Below are 14,840 nucleotides of genomic sequence, written 5' to 3' on the forward strand. Positions count from 1 at the left end.
CCCCCCTTCCCCCTCAGGCACAATCCCGCTAATCGCGCGCACTGACATGAGCAAGGAAACCCCCAAGCAAGCCCCCGCGACCCCGCAGGCGATCCGCGGCACGCAGGACATCTTCGGCCCCGACGCCGAGGCGTTCGCCTTCGTGGTCGAAACGTTCGAGCGCGTGCGGCGGCTCTACCGTTTCCGCCGCGCGGAAATGCCGGTGTTCGAAAAGACCGCCGTGTTCAGCCGCAGCCTGGGCGAGACGACCGATGTCGTCTCCAAGGAAATGTACAGCTTCGAGGATCGCGGCGGCGAATCGCTGACCCTGCGCCCCGAATTCACCGCCGGAATCGCGCGCGCCTACCTCACCAATGGCTGGCAGCAGCACGCGCCCTTGAAGCTCGCCACCCACGGCCCGTTATTCCGCTATGAACGCCCGCAGAAGGGGCGCTATCGCCAGTTCCACCAGATCGACGCCGAGATTCTGGGTGCTGCCGAACCGCAGGCGGATGTGGAACTGCTGGTGATGGCCGACCAGATCCTCAAGGAACTGGGCATTGCGGACGGCGTCACGCTCCAGCTCAACACACTGGGCGATGCCCCCAGCCGCGAAGCATGGCGCGCCGCGCTGGTGGACTATTTTCGCGCCCACAAGGCCGAGCTTTCGGAGGATTCGCAGGAACGCCTCGAAAAGAACCCGCTGCGCATCCTCGATAGCAAAGACCCGCGCGACAAGGTGTTCACCGCTGATGCTCCGATGATCGACGCGTTCCTTTCGGATGAGGCGCAGGACTTCTTCGGCAAGGTGACCGCCGGGCTGGATGCGGCTGGAGTCGCCTGGACCCGCGCACCGACGCTCGTGCGCGGCCTCGACTACTACCGCCACACCGCGTTCGAATTCGTGACAGACCGGCTGGGCGCACAAGGCACCGTGCTGGGCGGTGGCCGCTATGACGGGCTGATCGAGGCGCTTGGCGGGCCGCACACGCCTGCCGTCGGCTGGGCCGCGGGGATCGAACGGCTGGCGATGCTGGTGGGCGACAAGGGCGAAGCTGGGCCGGATGTGGCTGTGGTTGCCGAGAACGAAGCGCGCGAGATCGAGGCTCTGGCTCTGGTTGCCGCGCTGCGCCGTGCCGGTCTTGCCGCGGAACTGGTTGCCACCGGAAGCCCGCGCAAACGCTTTGATCGCGCCAAGAAGCTTAACCCGGCGGCCATCGTTTCCCTCGATGTGCGCGATGGGAGCCATTCGAAGTCGTTTCGCGCGATCGTTGATGGCTCGCCGATCGCAGCGAAGGCGGGTGAAGTTTACGAAGCGTTCTTTGCGGAACTGCGGTGAGCGTTTCAGACACCCGCCTTGCCCAGATCGCCGCCCGCTTCGCCGAACTCGAAGCGCGGCTGGCTTCGGGCACGCTCGAAGGCCCCGCTTTCGTCACCGCGAGCCGCGACTACGCCGAGCTTGAGCCCGTTGCCCGTGCCGCTGCGCATGTCAGCGCGATGCGCGGCGAGCTGGCGGCGCTGAGCGCCAGCACCGATCCCGATCCCGAAATGCGCGCCCTCGCCGATGAGGAGATCGCGCACCTGCGCACCGAACTGCCCGAGGCCGAACGCGCCCTCGCCATCGCCATGCTCCCGCGTGACAGCGCCGACAGCCGCCCCGCCATGCTCGAAATCCGCGCCGGCACCGGGGGCGATGAAGCCGCGCTGTTCGCCGCCGATCTCTACCGCATGTACGAACGCTTCGCCGCCGAGCAGGGCTGGAAAGTCGAAATGGTCTCGGCCAATGCCAACGAGCTCGGCGGCTTCAAGGAAGTCGTCGCCAACGTGGCGGGCACCGGCGTGTTCGCCAAGCTCAAGTACGAAAGCGGCGTCCACCGCGTGCAGCGCGTGCCTGTGACCGAAAGCGGCGGGCGCATCCACACCAGCGCCGCAACCGTCGCCGTGTTGCCCGAGCCCGACGAAGTCGACGTGCAGATCGAGCCGGGCGACATCAAGATCGATATCTACCGCGCATCGGGCGCGGGCGGGCAGCACGTGAACACCACCGATTCGGCCGTGCGCCTCACCCACTTGCCCACCGGCCTTGTCGTGATCCAGCAGGATCAGCGCAGCCAGCACAAGAACAAGGACAAGGCCATGCAGGTGCTGCGCACGCGCCTTTATGATCTGCGCCGCGCCGAAGCGCATGGGGCCGAAGCGGAAGCGCGCAAGGCCATGGTCGGTTCGGGCGACCGGTCCGAACGCATCCGCACCTACAACTTCCCGCAAGGCCGCGTGACCGATCACCGCATCAACCTCACGCTGCACCGGCTGCCCGAGATCCTCGAAGGCCCCGGCCTTGGTGAACTGGTCGATGCGCTGGCCGCCGAGGATCAGGTCAAGCGCCTGGCCGCGCTGGATGCCTGATACCGTTCGGGCCGCGCTGAGAGAGGCCGCCGAACGGCTCGCCGCGACCAGCGACACCGCACGGCTCGATGCCGAACTGCTGATGGCCCACGCGCTGGGCGTTTCGCGCACGGAATTGCTGCTGCGGCACATGGACGGCGAACCTCCAGCAGGCTTGACGTCCATTCTGGACCGCCGCCTGAGCCATGAACCGATTGCCTATATCCTTGGCACACAACCGTTTTATGGGCTCGATCTGGAAGTCAGCCCCGCAGTGCTCATCCCGCGCGGCGATAGCGAGACACTGATCGAGGTTGCCCGGACAGCACGGGAAGGGCGCCCCCCTTCGCGCATCCTCGATCTCGGCACAGGCTCCGGCGCCTTGCTGCTCGCCGCGCTTTCGGTGTGGCCAGAGGCGGAAGGGATCGGACTTGAACGATCCGCTGCGGCGCGCGCAGTGGCCGCCCGCAATGCGGCCACCCACGGCCTTGCGGCGCGCGCGCAGATCATCGCGGGCGATTGGACCCAAACCGACTGGGCGGCGGAACTTGGCCGGTTCGATCTGATCCTCGCCAATCCGCCCTATGTGGAAACGGAGGCCGATCTTGCCCCTTCAGTTCGCGCACACGAACCGGCGGAAGCGCTGTTTGCCGGGCCGGACGGGCTTGGTGACTACCGCCGCCTGATCCCCGAAGTGCCGCATCTCCTCGCCCCGGGCGGGATGGCCTTGTTCGAGATCGGGCTGACCCAGGGCGAAGCCGTGGCGGTGCTGGCGCGCGAGGCCGGGCTTGGCGCGCAGATCCACCATGACCTTGCCGGGCGGCCCCGCAGCGTCGAAATGGCATGAAAGAGGCAAACATTTCGCTTGGCAAGGGTGCGGCGCGTCACTAATCAGGGCCGCAGGCAGGGGGACGATGGCTTCCCGTCCCGGCTCAATCCACCATTTGCAACGATGGCCGGCTCATCAGGCTGGCAGACGCGCAGATGCTGGGAACCACGATATGGTTCGTTCGTGGAAGAGGATGCGCGGCAGCAGGGTCATGCAGATCAGACCCGGAAGGCGCGCCACGTAAGGCCCAGGTTACTGAGAAGTTTGAACGAAACCCGGGTCTCGGTTGCACAGAAACAGGAAAGTGCCTGACTTGAACAACAATCGTGGGAACAACCGCCGGCGCGGTCGCGGGAACAACAACCGCCCGCAGGGTGGCGGCCAGCAGCTTAACCGGATCGATAGCCGCGCGCGGGGCAATGCCCCCCAGATGCTCGAAAAGTATCGCAAGCTGGCGCAGGATGCGCATCTCAACGGCGACCGCGTGCAGGCCGAGTACTACCTGCAGTTCGCCGATCACTATTTCCGCGTCATCGCTGACAGCCGCGTCCGGGTCGACGAACAGCAGCGCCCGCGCCAGCCCGGCGAGCGCTGGAACGAGCAGGACGGCGAAGACGAAAGCATGGACTTCGGCATGGACACCGATTTCCCGGCGTTCGACCGCCCGCAAAGCCGCCGCGACGAAAACCGTGAGCCGCGTGAAAACCGCGAACCCCGCGAGCAACGTGAACCGCGCGAACAACGCGACAACCGGGAACCGCGCGAGCCGCGTGAAAACCGCGAACCGCGTGAACAGCGTGAACCCCGTGAGCAGCGCGAACCGCGTGAGCAACGTGACAGCCGGGAACCGCGCGAGCCCTATCGCCCCCGTTTCGAACGGCCCGCGGCGTCGGATAGTCAGGAAATCACCGAAGAAGCACCGCGCGCCAGCGAAGGTGAGCCGGTCAGCGAAACGAACGACAACCCGTTCGTCCGCGAAGGCCGTTCACAACGTGGCCTGCGCCCGCGCACCGATCGCCGCCCGCGCCGCGATGCCGAAGCGGAACCGGTTGCTGCGCTCGATCCGATGATCCTGCCCCCCGCCATCGGGGTGCGCGCCGAGGCAGAACCGGAAGCGCCCACAGCCGATACGGATGCCCCCGCGCCCAAGCGCCGTGGCCGTCCGCGCAAGACTCCGCTGGCCGAGGCAGCCGAAGGCTGATCGAAGCCCCGCGCTGCGCCTGAACGGGCTGAAGCCATGCCGCATCGTACCCCGCGCTGGATGCCGTTCGCGCTGATCGGCGCAGGTGCGGTGGCGGCGACCGGGTTTCAGCCGTTGGCGCTGTGGCCGTGCACGCTGGCTGCGCTGGCGTTCCTGATCGACCGGATCGAGCATGCCCGCTCGGCCCGCCACGCCGCGCTGTGCGGCTGGCTGTTCGGGCTGGGGTATTTCACGCTCGGCAACAACTGGATCGCGACGGCCTTTACCTATCAGGCGCAAATGCCTGCATGGCTTGGGTGGATCGCGGTCCTGCTGCTGGCGATCTACCTCGCTGCCTTTCCTGCGCTTGCGGCGTTCCTCGCCGCATGGCTCGCGCGCGGCTGGCGCGCGGCGCTGCTGCCGGCGCTGGCGGGCAGCTGGATCATCGCCGAATACGTGCGCGCCACGCTTTTTACCGGGTTCGCGTGGAATCCGCTGGGCATGGCGGCGCTGGGCGGATTTGCGCGCCCGGGGCTGGCTGCCATCGCGCCGTGGACCGGAACGTACGCCCTATCCGGCTTGGTCGTGATGCTCGGCGGCTTCTGGCTGTTCGCGTGGCGTTCGGGCCGGAGCCAGCAGTGGGGCGCGGCGCTGGCCTATGCCGCGCTGCCTGCGGCCCTGATGATTTTGCCGCTGCTGCTGCCGCTGCATGGCGCAGGCGGCGCGGGCAAGCTTGCCTACACGCTGGTTCAGCCGAACATCGGGCAGGACACGATCAACGACGCCAGCCTCTATGAAGGCCAGTTCCAGGGCATCGCCCGGCTTTCCCTTCCGCGCGCACCGGGCACGCCGCGCGTGGTGCTGTGGCCCGAAGGCGGCCTCCCCGATTACTTGCGTTCCGGCTATCCGCAGGTCTTCTACAACGCGACCACCTTCGGGGCCGATCCGGCGCTTGCCCGCGCGCGGATTGGCCGGGTGATCGGCCCGGGCAGCCTCCTCCTGACGGGTGCGACCGATCTGGTGATTGGCGGCGGCGATGTGACGGGCGCGCGCAACGTGATCACCGCCCTTGGTGCCGATGGAGCGATTCGCGGCAGCTATGCCAAGGCGCATCTCGTACCCTATGGCGAGTACCTCCCGATGCGCGCGTGGCTCGCCCCGCTCGGCCTTTCGCGTCTCGTTTCGGGAAGCCTCGACTTTCTGCCCGGCCCCGGTCCGCGCACGCTCGACATGGGGGTTCACGGCAAGGCAGGCCTGCAGATCTGCTACGAAATCATCTTTTCCGGCGAAGTGACCGACCGCGCGCACCGGCCAGACTACCTGTTCAATCCCTCCAACGATGGCTGGTTTGGCGCGTGGGGTCCGCCCCAGCACCTCGCCCAAGCGCGGATGCGCGCCATCGAGGAGGGCCTGCCAGTGCTGCGCGCCACCACGACCGGGATCAGCGCGGTGATCGATGCGGACGGCGTCGTGCGCCAGTTCGTGCCGCGCCTCAAGGCCGGGCGGCTCGACGGTCTGGTGCCGCCCGCGCACCCGCCCACACTGTTTGCCCGCCTTGGCAATACGCTCGCGTTGGGCTGGGCGATCTTGCTGCTGGCTGCATCGCTGGTGGTTGCAAGGCGGCGCGGAGAACGCTAAGGCAGTGACATAAAGATATCTTTATATCATACAGGAAGCCCCTATGCGCACTGACTATCTGTTCACGTCCGAAAGCGTTTCCGAAGGCCATCCGGACAAAGTTGCCGATCAGATCAGCGATGGCATCGTGGACCTGTTCCTTTCGAAGGACCCCGAAGCGCGCATCGCCTGCGAAACGCTGACGACCACGCAGCTCGTTGTTCTTGCTGGGGAAATCCGCTGCAAGGGGGTCTACGAGAACGGCGAATGGGCCCCGGGCGCCAAGGAAGAGATCGAGCAGACCGTGCGCAATACGGTCAAGCGCATCGGCTATGAGCAGGATGGCTTCCACTGGCAGACCTTCCGGTTCGAGAACAACCTCCACGGCCAGTCTGCCGAAATCGCGCAGGGCGTCGATGCCGGCGACAACAAGGACGAAGGCGCGGGCGATCAGGGCATCATGTTCGGCTATGCGACCGACGAGACGCCCGACCTGATGCCCGCCACGCTCTACTACAGCCACAAGATCCTCGAGCGCATGGCCGCGGATCGCCACGCGGGCACCGCGCCCTTCCTCGAGCCCGACGCCAAGAGCCAGGTCACGCTGCGCTACGAGGGTTCGCTCCCCGTCGCCGCGACCGCTGTCGTCGTCTCGACCCAGCACGCGCCGGGCTATGACGAGGGCGAGAAGGAAGCCGAGCTCCATGCCTATGTTAAGCGCGTGATCGCCGAAGTGATCCCGCCCGTGCTGCTGCGCGAGACCACCTACTACATCAACCCGACCGGCTCGTTCGAAATCGGCGGACCTGACGGCGACGCGGGCTTGACCGGCCGCAAGATCATCGTCGACACCTACGGCGGCGCGGCCCCGCATGGCGGCGGCGCGTTCTCGGGCAAGGACCCCACCAAGGTCGACCGTTCGGCGGCCTATATCACGCGCTATCTGGCGAAGAACGTGGTCGCCGCGGGCCTCGCCACGCGCTGCACCATCCAGATCGCCTATGCCATCGGCGTTTCGGAGCCGCTTTCGCTCTATGTCGATACGCACGACACCGGCACGGTAGGCGACGACAAGATCGAGGCTGCGATCAAGGCCATCACCAAGCTCGGCGGCCTGACCCCGCGCGCGATCCGCACGCACCTCGGCCTCAACAAGCCGATTTATCAGCCGACCGCCGCCTATGGCCACTTCGGCCGCAAGGCGGATGGCGATTTCTTCCCGTGGGAACGCCTCGATCTGGTCGACGACCTGAAGGCCGCGTTCGCCTGAACATACAACAAAGGGTGCGGACGCCATCGCCTCCGCACCCCCTGAACAAGCGCAAGGCGCGAGGAGCTTCGGCCCCTCGCGCCTTTCCTTTTCAGCCGAACATACCCTTCCGGGGCCCGAGATAGCCGAACAGGTACGCGCCGACCTTGCGCATCTGGATTTCCTCCGCGCCTTCGGTGATGCGGTAGCGGCGGTGGTGGCGGTAGATGTGTTCGAACGGCTTGTGGCGCGAATAGCCGATGCCGCCGTGCACCTGCATCGCGCGGTCTGCCGCTTCGCAGACCAGCCGGTTCGCCCAGTAGTTGCACATGGAGACCTTGTCGGACAGTTCGCGCTCGATGCGCTTGTGGCCGCCTTCCTCGGCTTCGAGGCGGTCCATCTCCCACGCCGTCTTGCGGATCAGCAGGCGCAGCATTTCGCATTGGGTTGCCAGCTCCACCAGCGGGAACTGGATCGCCTGATTGCGCGCCAGCTCCTCGCCGAAGGGCTTGCGTTCACGCGCATAGCGCACCGATTCCTCGATGCAGAAGGTCGCCGCGCCCAGCGATGAGGCTGCCTGCCGGATGCGGTTCTGGTGGACGAAGCTCTGCGCGATGGCGAGGCCGCCGCCTTCCGGCCCGAGGATCGCGCTTTCCGGCACCCAGACATTGGTGAGCGAAAGGCGCGGGTGGTCCGTCGGCATGTTGAAGGTCCACAGGTATTCCTCGATCACCAAGCCCTCGGTGGGGTTGGGTACGAGCAGGCAGGTGATCCCGCGCGCATCACCCGGCTCGCCCGCCGTGCGCGCGAAGACCGCGCAGTGGCTGGCCACGTGCATCCCGGTGATCCACATCTTCTCGCCATCGATGCGCCAACCGGGCACGCCATCGCGCGTCTCGCGCACCGCGCGGGTTTCCATGTGCGTCGCGTCCGAGCCGTGGCGCGCTTCCGTCAGGCCGAAGGAGACGCGGCGGGTGCGCGCAAAGCCGCCGAGGATGAACTCCTCCTGCTGTTCCGGCGTGCCGAAATGCTCGAACATGTTCACGAACGGGAAGTTCCCGACGATCGAGTGCTCGTTCTGCAGATCGTTGTGCAGGCCAAGGCCCCTCTGCGTGAAGTGATCGCGGATCACCGCCATCCAGAGGTTCTTGCCGTCCTTGCCGCCGTACTTCTTGGGGGCGGAAAAGCGCCAGTGCCCGGCGGCATCGGCGCGGCGGGTCGCCTCCACCAGCAGAGCCTCCCATTCGTGGCGGGGCAGGCCCTGATCCTCGAAATTGGTGCGCGCATATTCGCGGCGGTGATCGAAGAAGCGGATATTGTCGTCCGCCTGTTCGAGCGGCTTGATCTCGGCATCGATGAAGGCGTCGAGTTCGGCGAGGTAGTCTATCAGCTCCTGCGGCAGGTCGAAGTTCATGTCAGGCTCTCCCAAATTCGGCGCGCTTCGCTGAGCGCAGGGTATTTCGGCATATCGGCGGCGAGCGTACCCAGCACGCGGCGGCGCAAGTCTGCCAGCAGGCCGGGCTGGGCCAGTGTGGTCCGCCCGGCGAGGATGTCCTCGCACAGCGCCTTGTCATGCGGGTTCGGACGGCCGGCGAGTTCGCGGCGCACGATGCCGAGCGCGTTCTGCGCCACGGCCAGTTCGAACCGCTCGCGCGGCGCGGTCATGTGCGGCTTGACCGTGGCGGCCAGCCATTCGGAAACGGCGGTCAGCACTTCGGCAGCGCTGGGTTCGCCCGCGCTCTCAGCAGGTGGCGGCGATGGAGGCGGCAGGGAACGGGCGCGCTCGGCCTCAGGCGCATCGGCTTCGAGCAGCAGGAGCAGATCGAGATCCTGCTCCGCCGCCCGGCGCGCCACGACGACGCGTTCGAGCGAACGGTCAGCGCCGCTGCGCCAGCCTTTGCCCATCGACAGCGCCGAAAGCGCCCACCACACCGTGCGGTAGATCAGCCAGAAGCGGAAGCGCGCAGGATCGAACGCCGTGCCGCCCGCCGCCTGATAGGCGCGGGCCAGATCCTCGATCTGCCCAAGGCCGAAGCCGCGTTTGTCCAGCCTGCCAAAGCGCCACACTGTCATGCAGCCGAACGCGAGGTCTTCGTGGGCATCACCCAGATGCGCCAGTTCCCAATCGAGCACGGCAGAGAGGTGCCCGTCCTCGACCATGATGTTGCCGATGCGCAGATCGCCATGGAGCACGGTGAGCGGCGCGGGCGGCGGCAGATTGGCGCGCAGCCACGCAAGGCCGAGCGCGATGGGCGGGCGGTCTCCCCCACTGTCCGCAAATTGCGCCGCGAGCGCTTCGACCCCGGCGGCGGGTTCGAGCACGGGCAGGAACGGCAGCTGCGCCGGATCGAGTGCATGGACGCGGGCCATCGCGGCGGCGATTTCACCCAGCAGCGCGGGCGGGGAGGACAGCGCATTTTCAGGGTCGGGCGAGCCGGGCACGCAGCGCATGATGAAGCCGAGGCCGATCTCATCGTCCGGCGTGAGCTCGGCCACGACTTCGGGAGCGGGGACGCCGCCAGCCAGCGCCGCGCGGATCACGGCGGCTTCCTTCGCCATATCGAGCGCCCGGCACGAAACCCATTCAGCCGAGGGCGCGCGGCGCAGCACGAACGCTTCGCCGCCAACCTCGAACCGCCAGCTCTGCATGTTGGCACCGCCAGACAGGCGCGCAAGGCCCGTCACCGCGCCTTGCCAGCCAGCCCGCGTCATCACGCGCCGCAGACCGTCGGCCAGACCATCGGCCAGCCCGTCGGCATGGCCATCGGCCAGAGTTTGCTGTGCCGTTGCCGTCATCCGCTCCTCACACCCGCTTTTGATAGGGCTATTCGCTTCACGCTTGTTCGCGCCACTATCATTAATCGCGCGGTTAATGTCCAGCGCTGGCGTTGGCGCGTCAGGCCGCGCGCTACGCGCGACCACTTGCGCTTCATGACACTTGCGACGGAATCACAATCAGTTAGGCTGCTAATAGATCCTAAACGGATTGTGGGCTAAGGGGTTCTGATGGCTTCCGGCGGAAACAGGATAGGCAAATGGATCGCGGCTGCGCTGTGGTGCGCTGCGCCGTTGCTGCTTGTCGCCACCCCAGCGCAGGCGCGCCCCGGTACCAGCCTGCAGAATGCGCGCGATGCCGCAATCGAGCAGCAGGTCGCCGCGATCGTTGCGCAAGGGCGCGGACGGATCGGTGTGGCGGCGGTCGATCTCGATGGCGGCGGGCAGATCATGATCAACGGCGACATGCCGTTTCCGATGGCCAGCACCGCCAAGGTTGCCATTGCCGCAACGTATCTCGCGGGCGTCGAACAAGGCCGCCTGCGGCTTGACCAGCAGTTCCCGATGATGGTGCCGGTGGCAGAATCACCCCAGTCACGCGGTGCTGTCGCCGCCGTCCGCCCCGGTGAGGTGATGACGGCGCAGAGCCTGATGGAGCTTTCGATCACCCGCAGCGACAATCACGCGACCGACGGCCTGATCGCCGCCGTAGGCGGGATCAATGCGGTGAACACTTGGCTCAGCCGCATCGGTGTGAGCGGCCAGCGCCTCGATCACACGATGGCCACGCTGGTGCGCGACGATGGCCGGGTCAATCCGGTGACGACGATCGACACCCGCACCAGCAGCACCCCGCGCGCGATGGCGCAGTTGCTGGCGGCGATCGACCGCGGCGGCGCCCTGAGCCCGGAAAGCCGCGCGGTCCTGCTTGATACGATGACCCGCACCAGCACCGGCCGCAATCGCATCCGCAGCGGCCTGCCCGAAGGCGTGGTGTTTGCCCACAAGACGGGGACGCTCTCCGGCGTGACCGACGATGTCGGCATCGTTCGCCTGCCCGATGGCCGCCACCTCGCCATCGCCATCTTCGTGACGGGGCCGGAAGGCCACACCGCCCATGCCGGCCTGATCGCGCAGATCGCCCGCGTGCTCTATGATGGCTACAGCCAGCCGCCGCTGCCGAGCAGCTTCGAGACGGCGCGCCGCTGACTTTCCTGAAATTGCGATTCTTGCGCTGGCAGCCCATGCTGCACGGCGCGTTTTTGCGTGCGCGGCTTGAAACGAGAAGCAGCCCGCCAAGAAACAAGCAACGCGCAAAAGAGAAGGGGCGTGACCGCTAGTGCGACCACGCCCCTCTATCTCTATTCAAACCCTTGACGGGGTTGAATTACATCTTCGGAGCTTCGCTCGAAGCGTCAGCAGCCGGAGCCGAGGCGTCCGAAGCGTCAGCAGCCGGAGCCGAAGCGTCGGCAGCAGCTTCCGATTCCACAGCGGCTTCGGTTGCGGGGGCTTCGGCAGCCTTTTCCGAGCAACCGGCGAGAGCGAAGGCAGTGCCGGCGACAGCGGCGAGGAGGAGCTTGCGCATGCGTTACAATCCCTGGATTGAAGTGGACCGCGCCGGGCCCGCAGCCCGCCGCAAAGCCTACTCTGGCGGTAGACTTCTCGCCCCAATTAATCGGCAATTCACCGGCTTGCAAGTCTTAGGAGCAGCAAAGCCGTCATAGTCCGGTTAAATTTATGATTTTAAACATTTTTTGCCGCAGCGCATACGTTACATCAGACCGCAGTAAGCCAAGTGAATCACCTTCGCAGTGCCATTTCGGCATGACGCGAGGTGCTTTCGCCGCAGCGCGCCACGCGCTACGACAGCGCGCATGGACACGATCAAAGACCTTGGCACAGACCTTGGCCCGCAGCCCGGCGCATCCCCAGATGCCCTCCAGCGCCACCTCTATCTGATCGACGGTTCGGCCTATATCTTCCGGGCCTATCACCGCCTGCCGCCGCTGACCAATCCGGCGGGCGTGCCGGTGGGTGCGGTCTATGGCTATACCACGATGCTTTGGAAACTGGCGGAGGACCTGCACAAGGCCGATGGGCCGACGCACCTCGCGGTGATCCTCGACAAGGGTTCGATCACCTTCCGCAACGATCTCTACGACCAGTACAAGGCCAACCGGCCGCCGCCGCCCGAAGACCTCGTGCCGCAGTTTCCGCTGATCCGCGACGCGACGCGCGCGTTCAGCCTTGCCTGCATCGAGGAAGCTGGGCTGGAGGCGGACGATCTGATCGCTTCCTATGCCCTCGCTGCGGCGGAGCGGGGCTGGAATGTCACCATCGTCTCGTCCGACAAGGATTTGATGCAGCTGGTCGGCCGCCCGCATGAAGGCGGCGGCTATATCGACATGCTCGATACAATGAAAAACCAGCGCATCGACTTGCCCGAGGTGATGGAAAAGTTCGGCGTGGAGCCGGAGCGTGTCGGCGATGTGCTGGCGCTGATGGGCGATGCGGTAGACAACGTGCCCGGCATTCGCGGCATTGGCCCCAAGACGGCGACGAAGCTGATTCAGGAACACGGCACGCTTGAAGGCGCGCTCGCCGCCGCGCCCACGATGAAACCGGGCAAACTGCGCGAAAGCCTGATCGAGCAGGCTGATATGGCGCGGCTTTCGCGCCAGCTGGTTCAGCTCAAGGAAGATTGCCCCCTGCCGTTGCCGCTCGATTCGTTCGAGCTCACCGCGATTCCGCCCGAACCACTGGCCGCCTTCCTTGCCGAACATGGCTTTACCAGCCTGCTGCGCAAACTGGGCACCGCGCCAGCGGTTGACGCAGCGCCAACGGACGGATCCGCGCCCGCTCCTAGCGGCGCTGCCGATACGCGCCAAAGCCTGCCCGAATGGCCCGCCATCGATACCGCCAGCTATCGCTGCCTGCAAACGCTGGACGACATTGCCGCATGGGTCGCCCGGGCTGAGGCCGCGCGCGTGGTGGCAGTCGATACCGAAACCAGCGCGCTCGATGCGATGCAGGCGGACCTTGTCGGCGTGAGCCTTGCACTCGGGCCGGGCGATGCCTGCTACATCCCGCTGGGCCACCGGGGCAGCGACATGTTTGCCGAGGCGCCCGTGCAGGCCCCGCGCGATGCGGCGCTGGCGCTGCTGAAGCCGCTGCTGGAAAGTGATGCCGTTCTCAAGATCGGGCAGAACATCAAGTACGATATCAACGTGCTGGCGCGCTATGGCGTGATGGTTTCGCCCATCGACGATACCATGGTGATGAGCTTCTGCCTCGATGCCGGGCGCAGTGAAACCGGCGTGGGTGGGCACGGCATGGACGAGCTGGCCGCCCGCCACCTCGGCCACACCACGATTGCCTTCAAGGACCTGTGCGGCACCGGCAAGAAGGCGATCTCCTTCGCCGAAGTGCCGCTGGCCGATGCCACGCGCTATGCGGCGGAAGATGCCGAAGTGACCTGGCGGCTCCATGCGCTGCTCAGCCCTCGCCTGCCCGAAGAAGGCGGCACGCGCATCTATGCCCGCGTCGATCGGCCGCTGGTGCCGGTAGTGGCCGGGATGGAGCGACGCGGGATCAAGGTGGACCGCGAACGGCTGGCAGGCCTCTCCGCGCAGTTTGCCGAAACCATCGCAGGCCTAGAAACCGTGATCCACGAAAAGGTCGGCCAGCCCTTCACCATCGGCAGCCCCAAGCAATTGGGGGAAATCCTGTTCGACAAGCTGGGCTACAAGGGCGGCAAGAAGGGCAAGACAGGGCAGTATTCCACCGACCAGTCCGTGCTCGAGGGCCTCGCCGCACAAGGCGCGGAAGTCGCCACGCTGGTGCTCGAATGGCGGCAGCTTTCGAAGCTCAAATCGACGTATACCGATGCCTTGCAAGCCGCGATCAACCCCGCCACGGGCCGCGTCCACACCAGCTACAGTCTGGTCGGCGCGCAGACGGGGCGGCTTTCCTCCAACGATCCCAACCTGCAGAACATCCCCATCCGGACCGAAATCGGCCGCCAGATCCGCGAGGCGTTCGTGGCTGAACCCGGGAACGTCCTGCTCGCAGCGGACTACAGCCAGATCGAACTGCGCCTCGCCGCGCACATGGCCGATGTGCCTGCGCTGCGCGAGGCCTTCGCCGCCGGAGAGGACATCCATTCGCGCACCGCACGCGAACTGTTCGGCACGGTGGACCGCGATACGCGCGGGCGCGCCAAGACGATCAACTTCGCGATCCTCTACGGCATCAGCCGCTGGGGCCTTGCCGGGCGGCTGGGCGTGAGCGCGGACGAAGCGCAGGCGATGATCGACCGCTATTTCGAACGCTTCCCCGGCATCCAGCGCTATATCCACGAAACGCTGGAGAGCGTGCGCGCCACGGGCTATTCGGAGACGCTGTTCGGCCGCAAGACGTGGTTTCCCCGGATCAATTCCAAGAATCAGGCCGAGCGGCAAGGCAGCGAACGCGCCGCGATCAACGCGCCGATTCAGGGCACCAGCGCCGATATCATCAAGCGCGCAATGGCCCGCATGGAACCCGCGCTGGCAGCGGCGGGCCTAGGCCACGTGAAGATGCTGCTGCAAGTCCACGACGAACTGGTGTTCGAACTGCCCGAAGGCGATATCGAAACCGCCAAGCCAGTGATTCTGGCGGTGATGGCAGGGGCAGCAGAACCAGCGGTGACGCTGACCGTGCCGCTGGGCGTGGAGATCGGGACCGGGCCAAGCTGGGGCGCAGCGCACTGATCCAAGATAGCAGGCATGAAAGCACGCTGATCGCGCCTCGTCTTTGTTTTGTCACCAACGCACCGCACCCTTGTC

General features: G+C 66.3%; 11 protein-coding genes. 8 read left to right on the forward strand and 3 right to left on the reverse strand.

Annotation, left to right across the window (positions count from 1 at the left end):
• Nucleotides 1-46: 46 nt before the first annotated feature.
• From hisS to metK, 6 genes are all read left to right on the forward strand, one after another.
• A complete protein-coding gene (gene hisS, locus CFE35_RS04235) occupies nucleotides 47-1,318 on the forward strand; it encodes a histidine--tRNA ligase (RefSeq protein ID WP_292928277.1) in 1,272 nt (423 codons plus the stop codon).
• Entirely contained in the window at nucleotides 1,315-2,385 is a 1,071-nt protein-coding gene (gene prfA / locus CFE35_RS04240; protein ID WP_292928279.1) for a peptide chain release factor 1, read from the forward strand. The genes hisS and prfA overlap by 4 nt, the downstream gene beginning before the upstream one ends.
• The gene (gene prmC / locus CFE35_RS04245) at nucleotides 2,378-3,211 is read left to right on the forward strand and encodes a peptide chain release factor N(5)-glutamine methyltransferase (RefSeq protein WP_292928281.1); all 834 of its coding nucleotides are present in this window, start codon (nucleotides 2,378-2,380) and stop codon (nucleotides 3,209-3,211) included. Before prfA ends, prmC begins: the two co-directional genes overlap by 8 nt.
• 295 nt (nucleotides 3,212-3,506) lie before the next feature.
• A complete protein-coding gene (locus CFE35_RS04250; RefSeq protein WP_292928283.1) occupies nucleotides 3,507-4,394 on the forward strand; it encodes a DUF4167 domain-containing protein in 888 nt (295 codons plus the stop codon).
• Nucleotides 4,395-4,430: 36 nt separating this feature from the next.
• Nucleotides 4,431-6,011 (forward strand): apolipoprotein N-acyltransferase, encoded by a 1,581-nt coding sequence (lnt, locus tag CFE35_RS04255; RefSeq protein WP_292928285.1) that lies wholly within the window; start codon nucleotides 4,431-4,433, stop codon nucleotides 6,009-6,011.
• A 43-nt stretch (nucleotides 6,012-6,054) separates the two neighbouring features.
• On the forward strand, nucleotides 6,055-7,260 hold the full coding sequence (gene metK / locus CFE35_RS04260; RefSeq protein WP_292928287.1) for a methionine adenosyltransferase: 1,206 nt from the start codon (nucleotides 6,055-6,057) through the stop codon (nucleotides 7,258-7,260).
• A 91-nt stretch (nucleotides 7,261-7,351) separates the two neighbouring features.
• On the opposite strand, the gene CFE35_RS04265 is transcribed toward metK, so the two are convergent.
• Together CFE35_RS04265 and CFE35_RS04270 are read right to left on the reverse strand one after the other, a co-directional pair.
• Nucleotides 7,352-8,653 carry an acyl-CoA dehydrogenase gene (locus CFE35_RS04265; RefSeq protein WP_292928289.1) on the reverse strand — a complete coding sequence of 434 codons (1,302 nt, stop codon included), beginning with the start codon at nucleotides 8,651-8,653 and terminating at the stop codon, nucleotides 7,352-7,354.
• The gene (locus tag CFE35_RS04270) at nucleotides 8,650-10,035 is read right to left on the reverse strand and encodes a phosphotransferase (RefSeq protein ID WP_292928291.1); all 1,386 of its coding nucleotides are present in this window, start codon (nucleotides 10,033-10,035) and stop codon (nucleotides 8,650-8,652) included. The genes CFE35_RS04265 and CFE35_RS04270 overlap by 4 nt, the downstream gene beginning before the upstream one ends.
• A 210-nt stretch (nucleotides 10,036-10,245) precedes the next feature.
• On the opposite strand from CFE35_RS04270, the gene bla reads away from it, so the two are divergent.
• Nucleotides 10,246-11,223 carry a class A beta-lactamase gene (bla, locus tag CFE35_RS04275; protein ID WP_292928293.1) on the forward strand — a complete coding sequence of 326 codons (978 nt, stop codon included), beginning with the start codon at nucleotides 10,246-10,248 and terminating at the stop codon, nucleotides 11,221-11,223.
• Between the two features lie 178 nt (nucleotides 11,224-11,401).
• Here the strand turns inward: bla and CFE35_RS04280 are convergent, their stop codons facing one another.
• Complete coding sequence (locus CFE35_RS04280; RefSeq protein WP_292928295.1) at nucleotides 11,402-11,599, reverse strand: hypothetical protein; 198 nt, start codon at nucleotides 11,597-11,599, stop codon at nucleotides 11,402-11,404.
• Nucleotides 11,600-11,888: 289 nt separating this feature from the next.
• Here CFE35_RS04280 and polA point away from each other — a divergent pair, with 289 nt between their 5' ends.
• Nucleotides 11,889-14,765, forward strand: a complete 2,877-nt coding sequence (gene polA / locus CFE35_RS04285) for a DNA polymerase I (RefSeq protein ID WP_292928297.1) — start codon at nucleotides 11,889-11,891, stop codon at nucleotides 14,763-14,765.
• Nucleotides 14,766-14,840 lie beyond the last annotated feature (75 nt).

This window comes from Novosphingobium sp. PASSN1, from assembly GCF_002278815.1.